23 protein-coding genes, 1 tRNA gene and 1 other annotated feature are annotated in these 20,737 nt (G+C 43.6%); of the genes, 7 read left to right on the forward strand and 17 right to left on the reverse strand.

Features of this window, described 5'->3' with window-relative positions; all coding sequences use genetic code 11:
• Nucleotides 1–80: 80 nt before the first annotated feature.
• From ECA1_RS01640 to ECA1_RS01650, 3 genes are all read left to right on the forward strand, one after another.
• Complete coding sequence (locus tag ECA1_RS01640; protein WP_005227923.1) at nt 81–695, forward strand: 50S ribosomal protein L25/general stress protein Ctc; 615 nt, start codon at nt 81–83, stop codon at nt 693–695.
• A gap of 318 nt (nt 696–1,013) precedes the next feature.
• Complete coding sequence (locus ECA1_RS01645; protein WP_005233624.1) at nt 1,014–1,331, forward strand: DUF960 domain-containing protein; 318 nt, start codon at nt 1,014–1,016, stop codon at nt 1,329–1,331.
• 243 nt (nt 1,332–1,574) lie between these two features.
• Nucleotides 1,575–2,627, forward strand: coding sequence for a helix-turn-helix domain-containing protein (locus tag ECA1_RS01650; protein WP_060791557.1), 1,053 nt, complete (start codon nt 1,575–1,577; stop codon nt 2,625–2,627).
• Nucleotides 2,628–2,665: 38 nt separating this feature from the next.
• Here ECA1_RS01650 and ECA1_RS01655 read toward each other — a convergent pair whose 3' ends face one another.
• The 7 genes from ECA1_RS01655 to ECA1_RS01685 form a co-directional block, all read right to left on the reverse strand.
• Entirely contained in the window at nt 2,666–3,520 is an 855-nt protein-coding gene (locus tag ECA1_RS01655; RefSeq protein ID WP_010749087.1) for a MetQ/NlpA family ABC transporter substrate-binding protein, read from the reverse strand.
• A gap of 44 nt (nt 3,521–3,564) precedes the next feature.
• Nucleotides 3,565–4,251: a methionine ABC transporter permease gene (locus ECA1_RS01660; protein WP_060791558.1), complete on the reverse strand. Its 687-nt coding sequence runs from the start codon at nt 4,249–4,251 to the stop codon at nt 3,565–3,567.
• Entirely contained in the window at nt 4,244–5,278 is a 1,035-nt protein-coding gene (locus ECA1_RS01665) for a methionine ABC transporter ATP-binding protein (protein WP_005227918.1), read from the reverse strand. Before ECA1_RS01665 ends, ECA1_RS01660 begins: the two co-directional genes overlap by 8 nt.
• Before the next feature lie 71 nt (nt 5,279–5,349).
• Nucleotides 5,350–5,599 (reverse strand) — a binding site (T-box leader).
• Nucleotides 5,600–5,676: 77 nt separating this feature from the next.
• A complete protein-coding gene (locus tag ECA1_RS01670; protein ID WP_010749086.1) occupies nt 5,677–6,015 on the reverse strand; it encodes a glycine cleavage system H family protein in 339 nt (112 codons plus the stop codon).
• On the reverse strand, nt 5,997–6,374 hold the full coding sequence (locus ECA1_RS01675) for an arsenate reductase family protein (protein ID WP_010749085.1): 378 nt from the start codon (nt 6,372–6,374) through the stop codon (nt 5,997–5,999). The genes ECA1_RS01670 and ECA1_RS01675 overlap by 19 nt, the downstream gene beginning before the upstream one ends.
• Nucleotides 6,375–6,383: 9 nt before the next feature.
• Nucleotides 6,384–7,568, reverse strand: coding sequence for an FtsW/RodA/SpoVE family cell cycle protein (locus ECA1_RS01680; protein WP_010749084.1), 1,185 nt, complete (start codon nt 7,566–7,568; stop codon nt 6,384–6,386).
• Between the two features lie 326 nt (nt 7,569–7,894).
• Nucleotides 7,895–7,967: transfer RNA gene (locus ECA1_RS01685), tRNA-Thr, on the reverse strand.
• A 126-nt stretch (nt 7,968–8,093) separates the two neighbouring features.
• On the opposite strand from ECA1_RS01685, the gene ECA1_RS01690 reads away from it, so the two are divergent.
• Nucleotides 8,094–8,330, forward strand: coding sequence for a hypothetical protein (locus tag ECA1_RS01690; RefSeq protein ID WP_005227896.1), 237 nt, complete (start codon nt 8,094–8,096; stop codon nt 8,328–8,330).
• Between the two features lie 175 nt (nt 8,331–8,505).
• Here the strand turns inward: ECA1_RS01690 and upp are convergent, their stop codons facing one another.
• From upp to ECA1_RS01735, 9 genes are all read right to left on the reverse strand, one after another.
• Nucleotides 8,506–9,135, reverse strand: coding sequence for a uracil phosphoribosyltransferase (upp, locus tag ECA1_RS01695; RefSeq protein WP_005227894.1), 630 nt, complete (start codon nt 9,133–9,135; stop codon nt 8,506–8,508).
• A gap of 248 nt (nt 9,136–9,383) precedes the next feature.
• The gene (gene glyA, locus ECA1_RS01700; RefSeq protein ID WP_005227890.1) at nt 9,384–10,628 is read right to left on the reverse strand and encodes a serine hydroxymethyltransferase; all 1,245 of its coding nucleotides are present in this window, start codon (nt 10,626–10,628) and stop codon (nt 9,384–9,386) included.
• Between the two features lie 81 nt (nt 10,629–10,709).
• Complete coding sequence (locus tag ECA1_RS01705) at nt 10,710–11,738, reverse strand: L-threonylcarbamoyladenylate synthase (protein ID WP_060791559.1); 1,029 nt, start codon at nt 11,736–11,738, stop codon at nt 10,710–10,712.
• A gap of 176 nt (nt 11,739–11,914) precedes the next feature.
• Entirely contained in the window at nt 11,915–12,772 is an 858-nt protein-coding gene (gene prmC, locus ECA1_RS01710) for a peptide chain release factor N(5)-glutamine methyltransferase (RefSeq protein ID WP_060791560.1), read from the reverse strand.
• Nucleotides 12,765–13,838: a peptide chain release factor 1 gene (gene prfA / locus ECA1_RS01715; protein WP_005227884.1), complete on the reverse strand. Its 1,074-nt coding sequence runs from the start codon at nt 13,836–13,838 to the stop codon at nt 12,765–12,767. Before prfA ends, prmC begins: the two co-directional genes overlap by 8 nt.
• Nucleotides 13,839–13,841: 3 nt before the next feature.
• Nucleotides 13,842–14,426 carry a thymidine kinase gene (locus tag ECA1_RS01720; RefSeq protein WP_005227882.1) on the reverse strand — a complete coding sequence of 195 codons (585 nt, stop codon included), beginning with the start codon at nt 14,424–14,426 and terminating at the stop codon, nt 13,842–13,844.
• Nucleotides 14,427–14,562: 136 nt separating this feature from the next.
• Nucleotides 14,563–15,144, reverse strand: a complete 582-nt coding sequence (locus tag ECA1_RS01725; RefSeq protein WP_060791561.1) for a GNAT family N-acetyltransferase — start codon at nt 15,142–15,144, stop codon at nt 14,563–14,565.
• 99 nt (nt 15,145–15,243) lie between these two features.
• Complete coding sequence (locus ECA1_RS01730) at nt 15,244–15,633, reverse strand: GNAT family N-acetyltransferase (RefSeq protein WP_231435895.1); 390 nt, start codon at nt 15,631–15,633, stop codon at nt 15,244–15,246.
• Between the two features lie 2 nt (nt 15,634–15,635).
• Complete coding sequence (locus ECA1_RS01735) at nt 15,636–16,157, reverse strand: AAA family ATPase (RefSeq protein WP_060791562.1); 522 nt, start codon at nt 16,155–16,157, stop codon at nt 15,636–15,638.
• 92 nt (nt 16,158–16,249) lie between these two features.
• On the opposite strand from ECA1_RS01735, the gene msrA reads away from it, so the two are divergent.
• On the forward strand, nt 16,250–16,768 hold the full coding sequence (gene msrA, locus ECA1_RS01740; protein WP_060791563.1) for a peptide-methionine (S)-S-oxide reductase MsrA: 519 nt from the start codon (nt 16,250–16,252) through the stop codon (nt 16,766–16,768).
• A 162-nt stretch (nt 16,769–16,930) separates the two neighbouring features.
• Complete coding sequence (locus ECA1_RS01745) at nt 16,931–17,995, forward strand: iron-containing alcohol dehydrogenase family protein (protein ID WP_060791564.1); 1,065 nt, start codon at nt 16,931–16,933, stop codon at nt 17,993–17,995.
• Between the two features lie 150 nt (nt 17,996–18,145).
• Here ECA1_RS01745 and ECA1_RS01750 read toward each other — a convergent pair whose 3' ends face one another.
• Nucleotides 18,146–18,940, reverse strand: coding sequence for an HAD family hydrolase (locus ECA1_RS01750; protein WP_325167341.1), 795 nt, complete (start codon nt 18,938–18,940; stop codon nt 18,146–18,148).
• A gap of 312 nt (nt 18,941–19,252) precedes the next feature.
• Between ECA1_RS01750 and ECA1_RS01755 the strand changes: the two genes are divergently transcribed.
• On the forward strand, nt 19,253–20,710 hold the full coding sequence (locus tag ECA1_RS01755) for a TrkH family potassium uptake protein (RefSeq protein WP_228074059.1): 1,458 nt from the start codon (nt 19,253–19,255) through the stop codon (nt 20,708–20,710).
• Nucleotides 20,711–20,737 lie beyond the last annotated feature (27 nt).

Consider the following 20,737-nt stretch of genomic DNA (forward strand, 5'->3'; position numbering starts at 1 on the left):
TACCACTTAATGTGCAGAGTTAACAAAATTTGCTTAAAAAATCTCGTTACTAACGAGAAAATTTTAGGAGGAATTGAGTTATGTCAGTATCATTAGAAGTTACGAAAAGAGAAGTTCGCCCACGTTCTTTACGGAACAAGTTGCGTCACGAAGGAAAAGTACCTGCAATTGTCAATGGGTACAAAGTAGAAAGCACACCGATTGCTGTCAATGCAGCAGAATTAGAAAAAATCTTGCGTGAAAATGGATTGAATACCGTAATCACGATCAGTTTAGAAGGCAAAAAAGTCAATACACTGATCAAAGAGTATCAATCAGATACCTTCACACGCAATTTAACCCACGTTGAATTCCTATCTGTCGATATGAATGAAGAAACAGAAGTAGAAGCAGAAGTAACCTTAATTGGTGAATCTGCTGGTGTCAAAGCTGGTGGTGTTCTAGCACAAAACTTGTATACAGTCGTTGTATCAGCAACACCAGACAAATTGCCTGAACGTGTTGAGATCGATGTGACGTCATTAGAGATCGGCGATTCATTAACAGTGGCTGATCTGCCTAAGAACGACGAGTACACGATCGTGACCGATCCAGAAGAACAAATCGTTGCGGTTACTGAACCACAAGAAATCTCTGAAGATGAAGAAGCCGGCGAAGCTGCTGAACCAGCAGTTATCGGTGAAGACGAAGAGTAATCATAGAACACCGTTCTTAAGACCACGTCTTCAATCAACAGACACTTCTAAGAAATGTAGGACTCTTGAAGGGATTTCCCTTCAAGAGTCCTTTTCATTCTTACGAAGAGCTGGTATGCTGCAACTGACTATTTCCCATTGAAAGACGTCTTTGGGAAAGCTTGGTCCAGCCAACCCAACAAATTTTTAAGAAAATAGTTAAAATGCGTCGCTGACCAAAAAGAAAAGCAGAAGTAGTTGCATTTTTGACGGTTCTTCATTATGATAAATAGACAAATTTGATGTTAATGGCAAGCCTACTTGAAGGAGGGGTTTATTATGTTTGAAACATTTGATGATCACCGCAGTCGTTACGCTTCTGGCGGTATTGTTCAAACACTACCTAGCGAATTGATCGATAGTATCTGGTTGATCATCGATCTTGATTTAAAAGGGTTTATTCCGTTGACAAATCTGCTCACCTTTGAAGTCCAAAACAATCATGGTCGTGTCACACTGCTTTTTTCTCAAGCACAAAGTCAAATCGAACTTGGTGTTGATCTACCTTACCGGTATTCCGACCTGTATCCCCAAAAAGTCTATGTGTATGATGATGGGCAGCGGCAAACGATTTTATTGCCTAGCGAGACTCGTTAACGCCCATTCGCCATTCTCTTTTTATAACGACACCTATATAAAAAACCACCCTTTTTATTTTAGAAGGTGGTTTTTTTTTGCATACCTCCTTTCATTTAATTCTGTCTAGCAGCAATTTCAAATAAATACTCGACAAAAACATCGTTTTTTATTACGTTTTATTGACTATTTTTTGCGAGTGAAAATAACGAATGAAGTTCCCTTATAATAAGGACAGTTGCAAAATTTAGCTGAAAGAGGTGCATGATGTTGAAAAATATCCTTGAAAAAGATATTATGCAAATGCTGCGACTCTCCACAACACTTTTAGCCGAAAATCCCCTGCCTTTGAATAAAGCTGCTGCCGCCCAAAAAATCTCTGTCAAAACGATCCGTCGGCTGCTGTCAAGCTATTTAAACGAGGACCCATTCTTCCACTATGATGTACAACAAGGGCACATTCGTGCAGACCGTCATTTGCAGCAATCAGCCAGTTGCTCCCTCCCCCATATGGAAATGATTGCTGCATTATTCAATAAAAGTGCAAATTATCAGCTACTCTTGCTCTTGTTAAAAATGCCGACTATTTCCTTTGCAGATCTCTACAAACGCTATTATCTCAGCCCATCCAGTTTGCATCGGCGCTTTTCATCCTTTTCTAACTTTTTAGCACCTTATCAACTAGCTATCGATCGCCGCAGTTATCCTTTAATCACTGGCAACGAACGACAATTGCGCTATGTGCTTTTTCGCCTTACCCTCTTAGCAAACCCAGCGCTTATCTCCCCCAATCAAGCGTTTCAGGAGCTGACACAAATCCATCAGTTACGGAAAACTGCTTTTTATCCCAACACATCAATCACGTTTACTCAACAAGTTTTTCCCAAACACTTTGTTCCAAGTTTCTACTTAGTCGGTGAACGCAGCTATTTGTTTTTATGGAAACAGCTTCTAACACTGGAGCCTTTCTATGTACCTGCAGAAGAATCTGGCCTCTTATGCCAAATCATCACCCCAGTTTTGAGGCAGTATCCAATCGAGCAGCCGTTAGAGGTTCTTTTGCCGAAAATTTTCCAAGCCCATCTGCTGGGGGCATTATTGGAGGGCAACTTATTTGTCTACCCGCCATTAAATCCTCGCTTATCTGAACGTTCACAACGCTTGGTCCGTGCTTTCTTGACACAGCTTCCCCACTACGAAAAACTTTTAAAGAAGCATCCCGAGTTGCCCTTACTCTATGAATGCATTTGGCAAGACGTCTCTTTCTTCCAACCCATCATTGCCTTTCCGCAACAAAAAGAGCGCCCACTTGAATAGCGGTACGCTCTTTTTAAAATCATTTTACTATCAGTGAATTATTTTGCGTCAGCATCAACGATTTTCACTGAACCTTGCCATTGTTCTTCAACAAAATCTTTGATTTCGTCTGAATGAAGCACTTCGATCAATTTCTTGATTTTGTCGCTATCTTCGTCACCACTGCGGACAGCGATCACGTTGACATAAGGAGAATTATCCGCTTCTAATAAAACAGAATCATCCGCTGGGTTCAAATCGATCCCGAATGCGAAGTTCGCATTGATGGCAATTAGGTCTGCTTCGTCGTTTTGATAAGCAGTCGCCAAAAGAGATGGATCGACGTCATGTTTAAATTCTAAGTTTTTCGGATTTTCAGCAATATCATCAAAGGTTGCCGTTTCTGTATCAACGCCGTCTTTTAAGGTGATCAAGTCAGCATCTTGTAAAATCGTTAGGATACGACCCCAGTCAGATTCAGAAGTGGAAGTAAGAACCGTTGCACCATCTTCTAGTTCTGAAATATCAGAGATTCGTTTTGAGTAAAGACCCATTGGCTCGATATGGATCGCACCGGCATTAACAAAGTCATAGCCATTGTCTGCGATTTGTTTGTTCAAGTAAGGAATGTGTTGGAAGTAATTGGCATCGATATCGCCATTTTCCAATGCTTTGTTTGGCAACACATAATCATCGAAGGTCTTGATTTCAAGATCAATGCCTTCTTCTGCTAGTAAAGGTTTGGCTTGTTCTAAAATTTCCGCATGAGGCGTAACCGATGCACCGATAACTAATTTTGTTGATTCTCCCTCAGCCGCAGATGAATCAGAGCTTCCTGAATTTGAGCCCGTTCCACAAGCAGCTAAAGCGGCAGTTAACAATAAGGTTGTTGCAATACCAAAAATCTTTTTCATATCCATTTCCTCCCATATTTTCCACTTTTTGTTCTTCGTTTCATTTACCGTTTATCGGTGGCCTTCGCAAGGAAATCGCCGACCCCTTGGATAATGAAAACGATAATTAAAATAATCACTGTTGCAACAAGCGTAACAGTGTAATTTCCACGTTGAAATCCTTCTTGCCAAGCCAAAGCGCCTAGCCCACCGGCACCAATCGCACCTGCCATGGCGGTATAACCAATCATTGAGATCGTTGTGACCGTCAGTCCTGAAATCAATGCCGGAACACTTTCTGGAATCACGATCTTATAAATGATCTCCCAGTAACTGGCGCCCATCGCTTCGGCGGCTTCAATCACACCAGGATTGACTTCACGAAAAGCAATTTCCACCATCCGAGCATAAAACGGCGCAGCCGATAAAACTAATGCTGGGATCGCTGCTTTTGCCCCTAGGAACGAACCGACTAATAATGTTGTAAACGGAATGATCAAGACCATCAAAATCATGAATGGCGTTGAGCGAAAGGCGTTACTGATGATGGAAACCACATTATAGAAAATGTTGGCTCCCGCCGTTTGTTTACGCCCTAGTGAATAAAGCGCCAATCCTAGAAGCAAACCGATCACAACCACTAAAACCATTGAGAAAAAAGTCATAAACAAAGTGTCCAGAGTGGCTTGCTGCATATTGGCCCAGTCGACCTTTTCAAAATTAAAATAGGTTTCTACAAATGACTTATCCACGTTCAATCACCTCCACGCCTACTTGCTGCTCTTTGAAAAAGGCGATCGCTTTTTCGATCTCACTTGCTTCACCTGTCAATAAAACCGTCAAGCCGCCAAAGGATCCTTCATTGGTTTGTTGGATCTTTCCGTAAACGACATTGACATCGATCTGGAAGCGACGGATCGCTTGTGAAATCACTGGTTCATTGGCGTTGTCTTGTGTAAAAGTCAAGGTCACTAAATGCCCTTGCGGATTTTCTCGTAAGAAGGCTTGCCGTAATTCTTCAGCATCTTCTTCTGGCTCCAAATCTTGCTGAACAAAACGTTTGGTCACTTCCTGCTGTGGGTTACGGAAAACCGATTGTACTGACCCTTCTTCCACGATCTGCCCATGCTCCATCACCGCGACCTTGTTGCAGATTTTACGAATGACGTTCATTTCATGGGTAATCAGCACGATCGTCAAATGCAATTTTTTATTGATGGAAAGCAAGAGATCCAACACTTCTTCTGTTGTTTGTGGATCTAACGCACTCGTTGCTTCATCACACAGCAAAATTTCTGGTTCATTCGCTAGTGCACGAGCAATCCCGACTCTTTGCTTTTGTCCGCCAGACAATTGTGCCGGATAGGCATTTTCCCGTCCTTCCAACCCAACTAATTTAATCAGCTCTTGCGCTCGTTGACGGCGTTTTGCTTTTTCAACGCCAGCCAACTCCAATGGCAATTCGATGTTTTCCGCCACCGTTCGAGACCATAAAAGATTAAAGTGCTGAAAAATCATGCCGATTTTTTTGCGGAAGTTTCTCAATTCTTTGTTTTTCAACGCCAAAATGTTTTGACCGTTAATGACTACATCTCCTGCTGTCGGCAATTCTAAGCCGTTCAACAAACGTACTAATGTACTTTTCCCAGCACCAGAGTAACCGACGATTCCGTAGATATCGCCTTTTTCCACTTGCAGTGAAACATCATTGACGGCGTGAACAGCCGTTTGCTTTTTGCCGAATGACTTTTTTACATGCGACAATTCGATTAATGCCATGTTATTCCCATCTTTCCTCTTTGGTTGGTTAAACACAAAAAAAGCTTTCATCCTCTGTACATTATACTGTTACAAAGGACGAAAGCACAACTTCCGCGTTACCACCTTGATTTACTGTCGATTCGCATCAACAGCCTCGCTCAGTACTTGAATTGCTTCGCATACTGCTGCACTGTAACGGGTGCCTCCCGTGATAGGCTTGTTTCCACTCACCTATCATGCTCAAAGACCATCTTCCATCCTCTCTCCGTTGCCCATTTGCACCAAACAGGGCTCTCTGTGTACGTTAAGAACATGTACTCTTCTTTTCAAAGCATTCATTTATTGAGCAAATTATAGCAACGTCTTATCCGACTGTCAATTCTTTTTGAAAAAATAGTCGTTTTTACAGCTTTGACTTACAAAGCTTCAAATTGACTTGGGTCAACCTCTTTGAAGCTGACCAGCCAAGCGTTCATTTCGTCTTCATCATTTAAGGTATCAATGGATTGATCGATTTTTTCATTTACGGAAGAAATCACGCCCGTCAATGGACTTGGAAATTCACTGACTGCTTTTTCCGCTTCCAGCTCAACAAGGGTCTCTCCTTGTTTTAAAGCAGTTCCTGCTTTTTGAATCGAAGCAAACGTGACCGCACCAAGTTCTTCTTGCGCTTCTTTTGTTAAACCGACACAATATTCTTTCCCGTTAAACAAAACCCACAAATTATCTTTTTTTCTTAAGCATTTCTTTTCCATGATTCTAGTAAGACTCCTTCATATTCATTTTCTTTAAATCCATTAATCAAAAAGCGGTCGCCGCTAACCAGCAGTGGGCGCTTGATCAACATACCATCGGTTGCCAGCACATCGGCTGCGTCTTGGGCAGTCATGGTCGGCACTTTTTCTTTTAATTGCAATTCACGGTATTTCATGCCGCTTGTGTTAAAGAAACGGGTTAACGGTGCTTCGCTTGATTGGATCCAAGCCAGCAATTGTTCCGGCTGCGGCGGTGTAGCTACCATATCGATCGCTTCAAAGGGAATCTCGTGCTCTTCTAACCAACGCTTCGCATTTCGGCATGTACTGCATTTTGGGTACCAATAAAATGTAATCATGTGAACTCCTTAAAGTGTTTTTGGTGCGGTCTCAGCTTGATAGCGCATCGATAAAATCAAACCGATCCCAATCATATTGCTTAATAGGGCAGATCCTCCTTGGCTGATAAACGGCAGTGGAATCCCCGTCAACGGTAAGAGACCGATGTTTGCGCCAATGTTTTCAAACACATGGAAGAGAATCATCATAATGATCCCAGTTGCCAAGTAGGCATAAAATTCATTGTTGGTATCGAAACATACGCGGATCATCCGATAGATCAAAATAAAATACAATAAAATGACAAACGCGCTGCCAATAAACCCAAAATTCTCACCGATCACCGAAAAAATCATATCGGATTCTCGGACCGGTACATACACATCGCTGACATTAAATCCTTTCCCGAACATCCCGCCAGAAGCGATCGCCATCAGAGCATACGCCAATTGGAAGGATTGCCCTTGGGTATCATGAAAAGGATCTAGCCACGAATCGATACGGGCGAATTGGTATTCTTTAAAGATTCCTGTATTGTACAGAAACTCGCGACCAACATCGGTAGTCACTAAGAAAATCGTTCCACCGCCGAGAATCACAAACGCCGCAATCACTGGCACGATGATTCGCCATGAGATTCCTGACATCAAGAAGACCCCACCGAAAATCGCCAGAAAGACCAACATCGTACCAAAGTCGTTTTGCAAGGTGATCAGGATCAGGACTGGGATCGTGACGGCTAACATTTTTGCAATCAGTAACCCATCTGTTTTCAGATCCCGTTCCCGATGCTTGACATTGTGCTGCGTGACGACTAACGCCAACATCATGATATAGGCGATCTTCATCAATTCTGAAGGCTGCAAGGTAAAAGGACCAAAACTAAACCAGTTTTTCGACCCTGTCGAGGCAGCCATCGTCCGGTTGTAAAATTTCAGCAGCGCCAACATAACGGCTAGCCCAGCTCCATAAATATAGGGCGTCAATTTCCAAAGCCATTTTGATTTGATCTGCATGATAATGATCACGGCAACAACGCCTAACACATACCATAAAGCTTGAAACCCTAACATTCGCAGCATATTCGGATTATTTGGATCGTGCGTCAGCGCCACATACAGGGACGCCAAACCAATCAGACATAATAAAAATACGGGTAGAATCACACCGTAGTCAATTCGATTATCGTTCGTTTTTATTCGTGAATTTTCCATGTCCACACTCTCTTCTGTAGAATCTTTATCCATTATAGTGATAATTGAGGAGAAAAGAAAGGATTGTCCATGAGCATTCACAAAAAATTTAGAAACTTTAATGATTTTCGGGAAAAGAGGGTTAAAAATGAAGTGAAGTTCGTTTTTCTGCTTCTTAAAAATTATGAAATAAATGCCATAGAACATTGTGTCATAATAATATCTGGCTATCTTTTAGAACCATATACTTTTGATTGATTTTTCTCGTTAAAAACACACTCTCTGTTTTCAAACAAAACAAAAAACCACCACGTCATAGGTTGTCTATGAGGTGATGGTTTTGGTTATGCCAGCTGCAGGATTCGAACCTGTGACCTACGCGTTACGAGTGCGTTGCTCTACCAACTGAGCTAAGCTGGCGTTGTATGGCACAAAGAAAATTATATGCAAAAACGGTTGTTTTGTAAAGAGGTCTGCTGAAAAAAATCTACTTACTGAAATTTTCCGAAAATTGTGATATAATAGAAGTATCAAGGAGGTTTTTACATGGCAACATTTGGTAAATTCGAAACAACAATTGTCCCGTCACAAGAAGGTTCAACGTTTGAGGTCGCTACTCCTGTCATGTTCACGTTCCATGGGAAGAAACAAACTGGTACCATCACAAAGCAGTTGAAAAACTCTGCGGTGGTCGAGCTGAACGAAACCCCAGAAAACCAGAAATTAGTTTCGCAAAGTAATGGTGTATTGATCATCAATTACAAACAGTTAACCAAACTATAATCCGTTTAATGCAAGGAGAAAATCAGTTGATTTTCTCCTTTTTTCATTGTCTGACTTTATGAAAAGCTCAAAAAAAGCCATGGATAACCGATCGAACCGTTTTGGCTGTCGATCTTCTTCCATGGCATCATTGACGAGGCAAAACTTCAGTTGCCTTTGTCTTATTTGTATTGATTTATTTTGTACCGAATAGACGGTCACCGGCATCGCCCAAACCAGGAACGATATAGCCGTGTTCATTTAGGCGTTCATCAAGATTTGCAGTGTAGATGTCAACATCTGGATGGGCATCTTGCAATGCTTTCACGCCTTCTGGTGCAGCAACTAAGCAGACGAATTTCATGTTTGAAGCGCCGCGTTTTTTCAGTGCGTCGATCGCCATGATCGCTGAACCGCCCGTAGCTAACATTGGGTCAACGATAAATAATTGACGTTCATCGATGTCTTCAGGTAATTTTACGAAGTATTCGTGTGGTTCTAGCGTTTCTTCATCACGGTACATCCCGATATGACCAACTTTTGCGGCTGGGATCAATTCAAGGATACCATCAACCATGCCTAGACCTGCGCGCAGGATCGGAATGATCGCTACCTTTTTACCAGATAGTGTTTTTTGTGTTGATTCTTCAATTGGTGTTTCAATCACTAGATCTTCAAGCGGCATGTCGCGAGACACTTCATACGCCATCAACATTGCGATTTCATTAACAACTTCACGGAAAACCTTTGTTCCACAGTTCTTGTCGCGGATCATTGTTAATTTGTGTTGGATCAGCGGGTGATCGATTACTTGAAATTTACCCATTTAAAAAAATCTCCTTTGGTTTTTCTCTTATTTTAAAGCAAATCGGCTCTTGTTACAACCATCTGCCACAGGCAATACTGCTTTTCCTCAAAAAAAGGATTGTGTTAGAAGGAAGGAGACAAGACGGCATGAAAAGCGCCTCTGCGTTCATTCTAGCCCCTTTTTCACTTTCGGTGATCAAAGAGCTGTAGCGCAGGAAAAACGCTTGAGACGTCTTGTCTGACCTTAACTTCTGTCACAGTCCCCTTTTATTTATTTTTATAAAGTGGATAGTTGTCCGTCAATTCTTTGACTTGCGCCGTGACTTCTGCCAAAACGGCTTCATCATTTGGTTTTTCTAAAACTTTGACGATCAATTTCGCCACTTCGACACAATCTTCTTCTTTAAAACCACGACTAGTGATCGCTGGTGTCCCCACGCGAATTCCACTCGTTTTGAAAGGACTTAATGATTCGAAAGGAATCGAGTTTTTATTGACGGTGATATTGACTTGATCCAGCAAAGCTTCTGCTTCTTTGCCGTTCAAATCAAAGCCGCGCACATCGATCAATAATAGGTGATTGTCTGTTGCACCAGAGACCAAGCGGGCTTGTGGTGCTTGGTTGAAGACTTTCGCCATTGCTTGTGCATTGCGGATGACTTGCTCAGAGTACTCTTTGAACGACTCATCTTGTGCTTCTTTAAAAGCAACAGCTTTCGCTGCGATCACGTGCTCTAATGGGCCACCTTGGATACCAGGGAAAACGGCACTATTGATTTTTTTCGCTAAGTCTTCATCATTTGTTAAAATCAAGCCGCCTCGAGGGCCGCGTAATGTTTTATGGGTCGTAGAAGTCGTGATGTCCGCATAAGGAACTGGGTTTGGATGAAGACCAGCCGCTACTAAACCAGCGATATGCGCCATATCCACCATCAATTTTGCGCCAACTTCATCAGCGATTTCACGGAACTTCGCAAAATCGATTGTACGTGAGTAAGCACTGGCACCAGCAACGATCAGTTTCGGTTGATGCTTACGCGCCAAAATACGAACGACATTGTAGTCGATGACTTCTGTTGCAGGATCAACACCATAACTAACAAAATTATAGGTCTTGCCGCTGAAATTCACTGGTGAGCCATGAGTCAAATGACCGCCTGCGGAAAGATCCATCCCTAATACTGTATCGCCTGTTTCGATCAACGCTAAATAAGCTGCTGTGTTGGCTTGAGAACCAGAATGCGGTTGAACATTGGCATATGCCGCACCGAAAATACTTTTCGCCCGTTCAATTGCTAAGTTTTCTACCACATCAACAAATTCACAACCGCCATAGTAACGACGACCTGGATAACCCTCAGCGTATTTATTTGTCAAAATACTACCTTGCGCAGCCATTACACCTTCTGAAACGATATTTTCAGACGCAATCAATTCCAAATTGTTTTGTTGACGATTCGTTTCTTTTTCGATCGCTTGCCACAATTCGGGATCAAACGTTTGATAATCCATGCTTACAACACCCCTTTACCTTAATGGTAGCATTGTATCACATTTCTTCATAAGCTACCTATAATGAATTCTGGTTTTTTGCTAATTTTCTTGAAAGAAACTTTGATTTGCAGCTTTTTTCAACCGATTCATATAAGCAACCCCTAAGCCGCTTTCTGGAAACGTGGGTGCAAATAAGACATCTAACTCAGCAATCGATTCATCTAACGCCCGTAAACCAGCAAACAGCCCTTTTGTCGCGGCTTCCACACTGTCATCAAAAAATAAATAGATGGCTGCAGCTTCAAAGCGGACTTGCTCGGCGATCGTTGGTCCAGCTAAAACCCCTACCTTAAACTGCTGTTCTTTTGACCAAGCCATGGCTGCCGGCCAATCTTGGTCATTGACCATCATGACGTTGGTATTCGGTGCATAGTGCTTGTATTTCATGCCCGGCGCTTTGGGTGCTTCACTTTCTGTTACTAAGTGCTGATCGACGAGGACTTTTGTTTGTAAAACTGCTTCAAGCTGTTCTTTAGAGATCGCACCAGGACGTAAGATGATCGGCGGCGCCGTTGGGTCACTCAAATCTAAGACCGTTGATTCGACACCGATCTGCGTCACCCCATCATCCAAGATGCCAGCGATTTTGCCTGCCAGATCATGCTGAACATGCGCAGCTGATGTTGGGCTTGGTTTACCAGAAGTATTAGCGCTAGGGCCAACCAATGGCTGTTGGGCTTGTTTGATCAACGCTAACGTCTTGGTGTTGTTTGGCATCCGAAAAGCCGCTGTGGATAAGCCGCCAGTAACAATGCTAGGTAAACTGTCTTTTTTGATCGAAAAGATCAAGGTTAAGGGCCCAGGCCAGAAAGTTTCCATCAATTTATCAGCAAAAGGATGCTTGTTATCCACAAACGGTTCCAACTGCTCTGGCTCGGCAATATGAACGATCAAAGGGTTGTCACTAGGTCGCCCTTTGACTTGATATACTTGCGCAACAGCCGTGGGCAAAAGCGCGCTAGCCCCTAGTCCATAGACGGTTTCCGTCGGGAACGCCACCAATCCCCCCTCAGCTAAAATAGCTGCTGCTTCGTTCAACTGTGTTTGATCAAAAATTTTTGTTTCCACAATTTATCCACATCCTTTTTTGAGAAGTTTCCACACTTATCAACATTTTCTCGTTTCTTTTCCACATTTTGTGGATAAGTCGTTTGTCAAGTGTGGATAACCCTGTTTATAACTCGGTTTATTTAGAAGTCGTTCATTTCATAAGGTTTTTGCAATTTTTCTGTAGCAAAAAAAATTTATTTATCCACATCTTGTGGATGACTGACGAACACCATCCGGTCTTGACCCGCAAGATCTTTTACTACAGTGACTTCTTTGTTGGGAAAAGCGGCTGCAAAAAGCTGTTGAACAGCTAATCCTTGCTGAAAGCCGATTTCTAGCGCCATTTGCCCGTTAGGCGCCAAACAATTCGGTGCTTGCTGTGCCAATTGCTTATAGATCGCCAATCCTTGTTCTTGTGCAAAAAGCGCCATTTTAGGCTCTTTTTCTCTTACGCTGATATCCATCAGCGGCCACTCTTCAGCGCTGATATACGGCGGGTTGGAAACGATCAGATCCCATTGCTGATCTGCCACGGGTTCTAAGGTATCTCCTTGGAAAAAGCGAATCTCCGCGCCTAAGGCTGCCGCATTTTCTTTAGCAACGGCTAATGCCTCTGCTGAAAGATCCACGGCACTTACGGCCCACTGCGGACGTGCCAATTTTAAGGCAATGGCGATCGCTCCAGTACCTGTGCCGATATCTACGACTCGCAGCGGCTGATCTGCTGGTAATTTTGCCAAACACTTTTCCACCAGCTCTTCGGTTTCTGGACGCGGGATCAAGGTTGCAGGGGTCACTTTTAAGCGATGCCCATAAAATTCTTCATACCCTAATAAATATTGCGGTGGTTCATGCTGCAACAGCTGTTCAAGATCTGCTGCGATCTGTGCCTCATCTTCCCTTAAGATGGGTTGGTCCATCTGCAGCAGCCAATCGAGTTGCTGCCAGTTTTTTCGCTGTAAAAACAGGTATTGGATCGCATACCCGTCCAGCCCTTTCGTTTCTAAAAAAGAAGAAGCCCGTGAAAGGACTTCTCGATAGGTTTTAGCCATTTTGCATCTCATCTAATTTTGATGTTTGATCGTAAACGATCAGTGCATCAACAATTTCATCGAGTTTTCCAGCTAAAATTTGATCCAATTTTTGAATAGTCAACCCGATACGGTGATCTGTTACGCGGTTTTGCGGGAAGTTATAGGTGCGAATCCGTTCAGAACGATCGCCGGTACCCACTGCTGATTTACGGTTTGCGTCGTATTCGCTTTGTGCTTCTTGCTGCATTTGGTCATAGACCCGTGCTCGCAAGACTTTCATCGCTTTCTCACGGTTTTTCAGCTGTGAACGCTCATCTTGCATCGCAACAGCGATCCCTGTTGGCAAGTGAGTCAGACGAACAGCAGAAGCTGTTTTGTTGACGTGCTGACCACCAGCACCAGAGGCATGGTAAATATCGGTCCGAATATCTTTGTCTGCGATATCGATTTCGACTTCTTCAGCTTCAGGCATAACCACGACCGTTGCCGTAGACGTATGGATTCGGCCTTGTGATTCGGTAGACGGTACCCTTTGCACTCGGTGGGCGCCACTCTCATATTTCAATTTTGAAAAGACGTTGTCGCCAGTGATCATCATGATGACTTCTTTGTAGCCGCCGATCCCAGTGACGTTGGCATCCATGACTTCGACTTTCCAGCCTTGGTTTTCCGCATATTTTTGATACATATTGAAAAGATCGCCAGCAAATAAGGCTGCTTCATCGCCGCCTGCTGCACCACGGATCTCCATGATGATGTTTTTGTCATCATTCGGGTCTTTTGGCAATAACAAGATTTTGATGCGTTCTTCTAAAACGTCTTTTTCTTTTTTCAAGTCAGAGAGTTCTTCTTTGGCCATCTCAGCCATTTCTGCATCTAGGTTTTCCCCAAGCATTTCTTCAGTGTCCTTGATTCCTTCAACGACTTCTTTGTAACGGCGGTAGACTTCCACCGTTTCCCGTGTATTGGCTTCTTCTTTTGAAAGCTGCATGAAGCGTTTGGTGTCAGAGATCACGGCTGGATCACTTAGTAATTCGCCTAATTCTTCGTAACGGTCTTCGATTGCTTGTAACTGATCGTACATTGATTATTCTCCTTCTTTTTTCATTCCCGGGTGAAAGTAATGCTTGCGGCAAACTGGATAATACGCTTCATTGCCGCCGATTTGTACTTGATCGCCCTCGTAAACGGGTTTTCCGTCGATATAGTGCAAGTTCATGGTTGCTTTTTTATGACAGAACCAGCAGATGGTTTTCATCTCTTCGATTTTATCTGCGTAAAGCAGCAAGTATTTTGAGCCTTCAAATAATTCATTGCGGAAATCATTTTTCAAACCAAAGGCCATCACAGGGATACCTAGCTCGTCCACGATTTTGGTGAAAGCCAACACGTGATGCTTCTTTAGGAACTGTGCTTCGTCGATCAAAATACAATAAGGTTTGTAACCGAGGTCTTTGATCAAATGGAACAGATCCGTTTCATCAAAAATCGGGATCGCGTCTCGTTCTAAGCCGATGCGACTCGAAACATTTCCCACGCCGCTTCTGGTGTCCAATCCACTTGTCATGATCACGACTGGTTTGTCTTGTTCTTCATAGTTGTGAGCAACTTTCAGTATCTCGATCGTTTTCCCACTATTCATTGCGCCATATTTAAAAAAAAGCTGTGCCATCTCGCCCATCCTTCCTCATACTCCTTTGGTATTATACTTGAAAAAGGAGAATTTTTACAGACTTAAATTCGACACCTGCCGCCTTTTACGCAAGAGTTTTACGAAAAATTAACGGATTTTTTGCCGCCGCCATCTCTTACTCGTTTCTGGCTTTTTGAGCAACTTCTGCCAATACTCGACAAGCCAGCGGATATTCTGGATTTTCATTCCCATTGATATCCGTTGCAATGATCACAAATCCGAGCTGCTGATACAGCGTGATTGCTACATGGCTCCAGGTTTGCGTATGAAGATACATCGGCTCGTTGGCTGCCTCCAAGACAGAAACGACTTGCGTGACCAAGCCGCGAGCGATTCCTTGACGTTGAGCTTGCGGCATTACTGCTACCCAATGGACTAGTGGAACCGGTGTGCCGTCTTGCTTGGCTTTTTTCCAAGCGGTAGCCGTACCGACCGGTGTACCTGATTGATCAAGGGCAAAAAACATTCGTTGGCCTAGCTGTGCTTGCTCGGGCATAAATTCCTTTTCAAAATACGCCAATGCCTCTGCCTCATTGTCAAACTCTCCGACGGATGTTTCAATCCGTGCCCAGTGCCTTTCGTCTCCTGCTTGGTAGCTGCGTAGCGAATAGTTATCGGATTGAATGGGCTGGATCGGTGTGCTTTTGTGTGCTCGCTTCATCCAGATTTCTGCATATAGAATTGATTTATCTAACATTGGTTGTGCCTCTCTTTCATTGGTTTTTCCTTGTTCAAAGGTTTATTTGAGAATCAATTTGGAATCAATCATGTAATTTCTTTACTAGAAAAATTTCTGTTAGCTGATTTTGCGTATGGGCGATTCTCCCAATTTCATCATAGCCCAATCGCTGATAAAAATCAGGCGCTTGAAAATCAAAGGTTGCCGTCTGACAATTTTCACAGCTAATGCTTTCAACTGCTGTTCAAAAGCAGTAAGAATCTGCTTACCATACCCTTTCCCCCGCTCGGATGCTTTGACCCACAGGATGTCAAGATAACCGATGTGATACATCGAGGCATAGCCAATGCCACCAGCAATAACCATCCCCTCTTTTTTGATTACACAACTGAAGCTCTGATAGGTTTCTGTTTGCGTAAATGGTTTTTGGTGCTTTGTATACGCTGTTAACGCTGATTCTAAAGCAGCCAATTCTTGCTCGTTTCCTTGTTCAATGACTAGCGCCACAGTCAATCCCGCCTTCTTATTTCTTCATAGTCAGCCATGATCTGATTGACCGTTTCTGCTATCGTTTGCCCTTCTTTAATCAGCCTTTCCTTTAAGGACTCCTGCGGGAAAAGCAAGTCACGCTCAAGCCACCATTCACGCATGTTCTCCTCGGAAAAATGGTCTCTCTGCATTCGGGTCTGATGTCTTTTGACCGTTTCCTCGAAAGAAAGATCAAAATAATAAACTAGCTTTTTTTGGGGAAAGAGTTTCATTAGAAAGTCGAGAAAGTCTTGGTATTTTTCACGAGAATAAATCCCCTCAACAAGTATCATCGGCACTTTCCCCTTCGCATATAGGACAGCTTCTTTCATCAAACCGCTGGCTAAATTATTAGGGGTATCTTTGACACAAAAAATTTCTCGCCGAAAAACATCTTGTGAAATCAGCACTGCCTCTTCCCCAAAAACGTGTTGAACAGCTCTGGCAATAGTGGTTTTGCCGCTGCCAGAATTACCTCGAAGTAAAATCAAAATACTTTCCATGCAAACTTCCTTTCTTCATTGCCCTGTTTTTTAAGCATATCTCTTGTTTTTCTCTACTAGAAGCATACCATAGAAGCAAAGGAGGAATACCTATGAAAGATACGGCAATTTTTGCTGGCGGTTGTTTTTGGTGCATGGTGAAACCTTTTGACTCGCAGCCAGGCATCCTCAAAGTGGTTTCTGGCTTTACTGGCGGCCATGTGCCTAACCCAACCTACCAACAAGTAACGACAGGAACCACCGGTCACACCGAAGCAGTTGAGATCACCTTTGATCCTGAGGTCATCTCTTATGAAGAATTGGTTGCCATCTATTGGCAGCAGACAGACCCCACGGATGCGTTTGGTCAGTTTGCTGACCGTGGTGATTCCTATCGTCCAGTAATTTTTTACAATAGTGAAGAACAAAAAGCGATTGCGGAAAAATCAAAGGCGCAGTTGCAAGCTAGCGGCCGCTTTGACCTTCCGATCGTAACGAAGATCGAACCAGCAGAACCTTTTTATCCTGCAGAAGACTACCATCAAGATTTTTACAAGAAAAATGCAGCCCATTACAATGCTTATAGCGAAGGCTCCGGTCGAGCTGGCTTTATTCGCCAAAACTGGGCCTAACATTTTTGGAGCATGCCTCCCGATTCATCATTAACAGCCGATTTGCTCTCAAGGCAGATCGGCTGTTTTCTGTTTCTTTTGCCAAAAGGAAATTGACAGTCAGGGCATTTTCGCGATACACTGATTAGAAAATTCTGACGATTATAAAGGAGTGTTTGTTTGATGTTAGCCAATGAAGTCCGTCCAGGTCCTAATCGGTATATTACTGGCGATGGGGTCTTAGCTGATTTGCCAGAGTATTTAAGTGAGTTCCAAGAAGTTGCCGTGATCACTGGGGAGCAGTCATTCGATGTGTTTTCAGCCTATTACCCCCATTCATTTGACTACCCGATCTACCGCTACGATGGATCATCGAGTTTTGAAAATGCGCAAGCCTTAGCTGAAGCGATCCAGCAAGCGGATGCCGTAGTGGCAATCGGCGGCGGCAAAGTCGCTGATACAGCAAAAATCACCGCCCAAACCCTTGGCGCAGAATTGATCGTGATCCCTACATTGGTTTCTAACTGTGCACCCTTTACCCCGGTGATCGTCGCCTATTACCCCGATCATACGATTTGTAAAATCGACTATGCCAAAAAAGGTGCCTACATGACGATCGTCGACACCCGTTTTTTACTAGCCACACCCGTTGATTACTTTATCGCTGGGATCGCTGATACGTTAGCTAAATATTATGAAATGGAAGCCATCGTCCGCAACATGGCAGAAGACGACAAGACTGCCTTAGTACGGCTAGGTTTCCAAAGCGCTCTTTTGATCAAAAACTTGTTGATTGCCGATGCGATCCAAGCTGTCAAAGACCTAGAAGTCGGGCAGCTGACCCCCGCCTTTGCCCGCATCACCGATGCGATCATTGCTTTGGCAGGCGAGGTTGGTGGTTTTGCAGTCGAATTTGGCCGCACGTCTGGTGCGCATGCGCTGCATGACGGCTTGTCTTATTTGAGTGAGACCCATAGCGTCTTGCACGGCAACAAAGTCGCCTACTGCATTTGGGTCCAGCTTGCCTATACCAATGATTTTGATGTGATTGAAGAATTACGGCCATTTTACGAAGCTTTGCACTTGCCGATGAAGCTGAAGGATCTCCACGTGACACGCCTTGATCGGGATTACTTCGCCTCGGTTCTGACCTATGCTGTCAAAGAAGAAGAAACCTTTATTTTGATCGATCCTGCGATCACACCCGAAAAAGTCTATCAGGCGATTGAAGCGGTGGAGGCGCTGTAAACCGTACACATTGCTAAACAACTTTATATCAAAAAAACTGTTTCCCTAATACATTTCGGAAACAGTTTTTTTATTTGATCAAACAGACACGCAGTAGCGATCCTGGCTGCGCATATTCTTAGCGGTCGACAGCAACTGGCGCATTGCCCATCACTGCACGACTTCACCCAGCAACCCGTTTTCTAAGCAGTAATGATAAATGCCTTCCTCGGCTACGTGACCGATCAATTCATCGGCGATTGCTTTTAACTCATCCGAAGCATTGGCCATTGCGAGACCCCAGCCGACTGCCTCCAGCATCTCAATGTCATTGTTGCCATCGCCAAAGGCAATGGCTTCAGACTTATCCAAGCCATAGTAAGCCAGCATTTTGGCAATGCCGCTTCCTTTCCCACTGCTGGCTGGAATAATATCGACTGCGCGATCCCACCAGGCAGTGATTTTCGCCTCCGTGGTATTTGCCATCACTTTGGCGTAGTCTTCTTTCCCTGAGCCAAGCATCACTTGGAAAATGTCTTGCTGCTGGATCACCTCATCAAAATCTTTTGCCACGATCACTTCTTGGTGGGCAAAGGAAAAATACTCAACTAAATCAGCATCTTTGCCATTAGCAACCGTTCGATCCTTCGTTGCGATCGCTACTGGACGCTTGAGGGCCGTGGCATTTTCAATGATTTGCTGAACATCTTTTTTAGGAATGGGGTTTTGGTGGATCCCCTCGGCTTGATTAAAACAATACGATCCGTTAAAGGTCAAAAACGCATCGAAGGTCACGCCTTCAAATTGCGGCAACGCGATGGGACTTCTGCCAGTTGCAATGCACAACAGGATCCCTTGCTTCTTCAAGGCTTTTAATGTGGCTAACATTCTTTCAGAGATTTGCTTTTTGCTCATATCGATTAGTGTGCCATCAACATCGAAAAAAATAATTTTTACGTCTTTCATGATACTCCCCATTTCCGTCTCGATTTTCAAAAAATTTGATGCGCTTTTTTGTCCGCTTTCTCGCTATTGTTCCGTGCGAATCGTCGCTGCTATCTTTTACTTCTTTTATCTTCTCATAAATTGCCAGCGTTTTCTTCTGAAATCGTGAAATCCTTACTGATTTGCTTCGAGTTTTTAAGTTTCTTAAGCAATCAAGCTGCCGCAAGAACCACAGCCTGATCGTGTCCTCTAACCCAACGACACTTTCCAAAAGCTTTTCCTTGCACAATTTCTGCTGCTCATGAATTCTATCCTGCTTTCTTTCAAATCTACTTGGTTCTTTGGTATACTGGGGATAGTTTATTTAGTGAGGGGTTTTTTGTAATGAACTTTACCCGCTTTGCCCGCTTGACGCAGCGCAGGAGCAAGACGTTTATTTCCCAGAATGTGTCTTCAATCCAAGTGATTGTTTTTTATTATATCGTGATGACAGTGGTCTCTTTGGGCCTTTTTTCACTCCCCTTCTTTCGAGAACCCGGCTCTCATGTCGCGTTTATCGATCTGTTCTTTATGGCGGTCAGCACGGTCAGTGTCACTGGGCTGACTACTTTTCCGATCAATGATGTGTTTAACGACCACGGGGTCATCTTGTTGGAAGTCCTCTTTCAAGTCGGCGGTTTAGGGATCATGATGATCTCGACCTTTTTTGCGATCGTCTCACGGCGCAAAATCAGTTTAAAGCAGCGCCAGTTGATCATGACGGATATGAATCAGCCTAAGCTTAGCGGGATCGTTCGGATGATCCGAACGACGTTTACCATCATTTTAGTTTGTCAGTTGGTAGCAGGTACGATCTTCGCTGTTTATTTTCATCTTTACGGCTATTATGACAATTGGCGAGACGCGATCTTTTATGGGTTTTATCAAGCGATTTCTGCTGTGACCAACTCAGGGTTTGACGTGACGGGCAATTCCATCTTGCCGTTTTCCCATGATTATTTCTTCCTGACGTGTATCATGATTTTGATTTTTATCGGGGGGATCGGATTTCCAGTAATTATGGACTTTCGGGAATGGGTCCTTTTTAAAATGAAAAAACAACGCCGCCGCTTGCCGTTTCGCTTTTCTTTATTCACAAAAATTGCTGTTTTGGCTTTTGTGATCCTCTTTGTCGGCGGTACATTAGCGATCTTTTTCCTTGAGAAAGATTATTTGTTCAAAGATTACAGCTTTAGCGGTATGTGGATGAACAGCATGTTTTATTCCATGACAACGCGGAATGCTGGCCTACAGATCCATGACTTAGGCAACTTTCAAACCACGACGTTGATCGTTTTCTCCTTGCTGATGTTTATTGGTTGTAGTCCCAGCTCTGTTGGTGGCGGGATTCGGACGACGACCATTGCCATCATTGGGCTGTACCTCTATGCCTTCTTGAAAAGTGAGGACAATATCAATATCTTCGGTCGCCGGATCGATCAAGATGACGTCCGCAAATCAGTGGTAGTCTTCATGCTTTCGATGGGCATGTGCTTCTTTTGTGTCTTATTCTTGACCGCCATCGAGGATATCCCTTTGATCGCCATCATTGTTGAAGTTTCCTCGGCCTTTGGAACCACAGGGCTTTCTTTAGGAATCACGGGCGATTTATCAACCATCGGCAAACTCGTGATTGCTCTTTTGATGTTTATCGGCCGTGTCGGTATGCTGTACACCTTGATGTTATTCGTACCAAAAGAAACACGTGACTTAGGCTACGAGTACCCAACGGAAAAAATCATTATCGGTTAAAGCAACAGCAAACCTTCTGCCAGGTTT

The sequence above is a fragment of the Enterococcus casseliflavus NBRC 100478 genome (assembly GCF_001544095.1).
Lineage (GTDB): Bacteria > Bacillota > Bacilli > Lactobacillales > Enterococcaceae > Enterococcus_D > Enterococcus_D casseliflavus.

Coding starts and splice junctions, on each gene's coding strand:
- ECA1_RS01720 (WP_005227882.1), bottom strand. CDS start 14,426: ATGGCACAGCTTTTTTTTAAATATGGCGCAATGAATAGTGGGAAAACG.
- ECA1_RS01655 (WP_010749087.1), bottom strand. CDS start 3,520: ATGAAAAAGATTTTTGGTATTGCAACAACCTTATTGTTAACTGCCGCT.
- ECA1_RS01745 (WP_060791564.1), top strand. CDS start 16,931: ATGTTAGCCAATGAAGTCCGTCCAGGTCCTAATCGGTATATTACTGGC.
- ECA1_RS01750 (WP_325167341.1), bottom strand. CDS start 18,940: ATGAAAGACGTAAAAATTATTTTTTTCGATGTTGATGGCACACTAATC.
- ECA1_RS01670 (WP_010749086.1), bottom strand. CDS start 6,015: ATGGAAAAGAAATGCTTAAGAAAAAAAGATAATTTGTGGGTTTTGTTT.
- ECA1_RS01690 (WP_005227896.1), top strand. CDS start 8,094: ATGGCAACATTTGGTAAATTCGAAACAACAATTGTCCCGTCACAAGAA.
- ECA1_RS01680 (WP_010749084.1), bottom strand. CDS start 7,568: ATGGAAAATTCACGAATAAAAACGAACGATAATCGAATTGACTACGGT.
- ECA1_RS01675 (WP_010749085.1), bottom strand. CDS start 6,374: ATGATTACATTTTATTGGTACCCAAAATGCAGTACATGCCGAAATGCG.
- msrA (WP_060791563.1), top strand. CDS start 16,250: ATGAAAGATACGGCAATTTTTGCTGGCGGTTGTTTTTGGTGCATGGTG.
- glyA (WP_005227890.1), bottom strand. CDS start 10,628: ATGGATTATCAAACGTTTGATCCCGAATTGTGGCAAGCGATCGAAAAA.
- ECA1_RS01645 (WP_005233624.1), top strand. CDS start 1,014: ATGTTTGAAACATTTGATGATCACCGCAGTCGTTACGCTTCTGGCGGT.
- ECA1_RS01650 (WP_060791557.1), top strand. CDS start 1,575: ATGATGTTGAAAAATATCCTTGAAAAAGATATTATGCAAATGCTGCGA.
- ECA1_RS01735 (WP_060791562.1), bottom strand. CDS start 16,157: ATGGAAAGTATTTTGATTTTACTTCGAGGTAATTCTGGCAGCGGCAAA.
- prfA (WP_005227884.1), bottom strand. CDS start 13,838: ATGTACGATCAGTTACAAGCAATCGAAGACCGTTACGAAGAATTAGGC.
- upp (WP_005227894.1), bottom strand. CDS start 9,135: ATGGGTAAATTTCAAGTAATCGATCACCCGCTGATCCAACACAAATTA.
- ECA1_RS01665 (WP_005227918.1), bottom strand. CDS start 5,278: ATGGCATTAATCGAATTGTCGCATGTAAAAAAGTCATTCGGCAAAAAG.
- ECA1_RS01640 (WP_005227923.1), top strand. CDS start 81: ATGTCAGTATCATTAGAAGTTACGAAAAGAGAAGTTCGCCCACGTTCT.
- prmC (WP_060791560.1), bottom strand. CDS start 12,772: ATGGCTAAAACCTATCGAGAAGTCCTTTCACGGGCTTCTTCTTTTTTA.
- ECA1_RS01725 (WP_060791561.1), bottom strand. CDS start 15,144: ATGTTAGATAAATCAATTCTATATGCAGAAATCTGGATGAAGCGAGCA.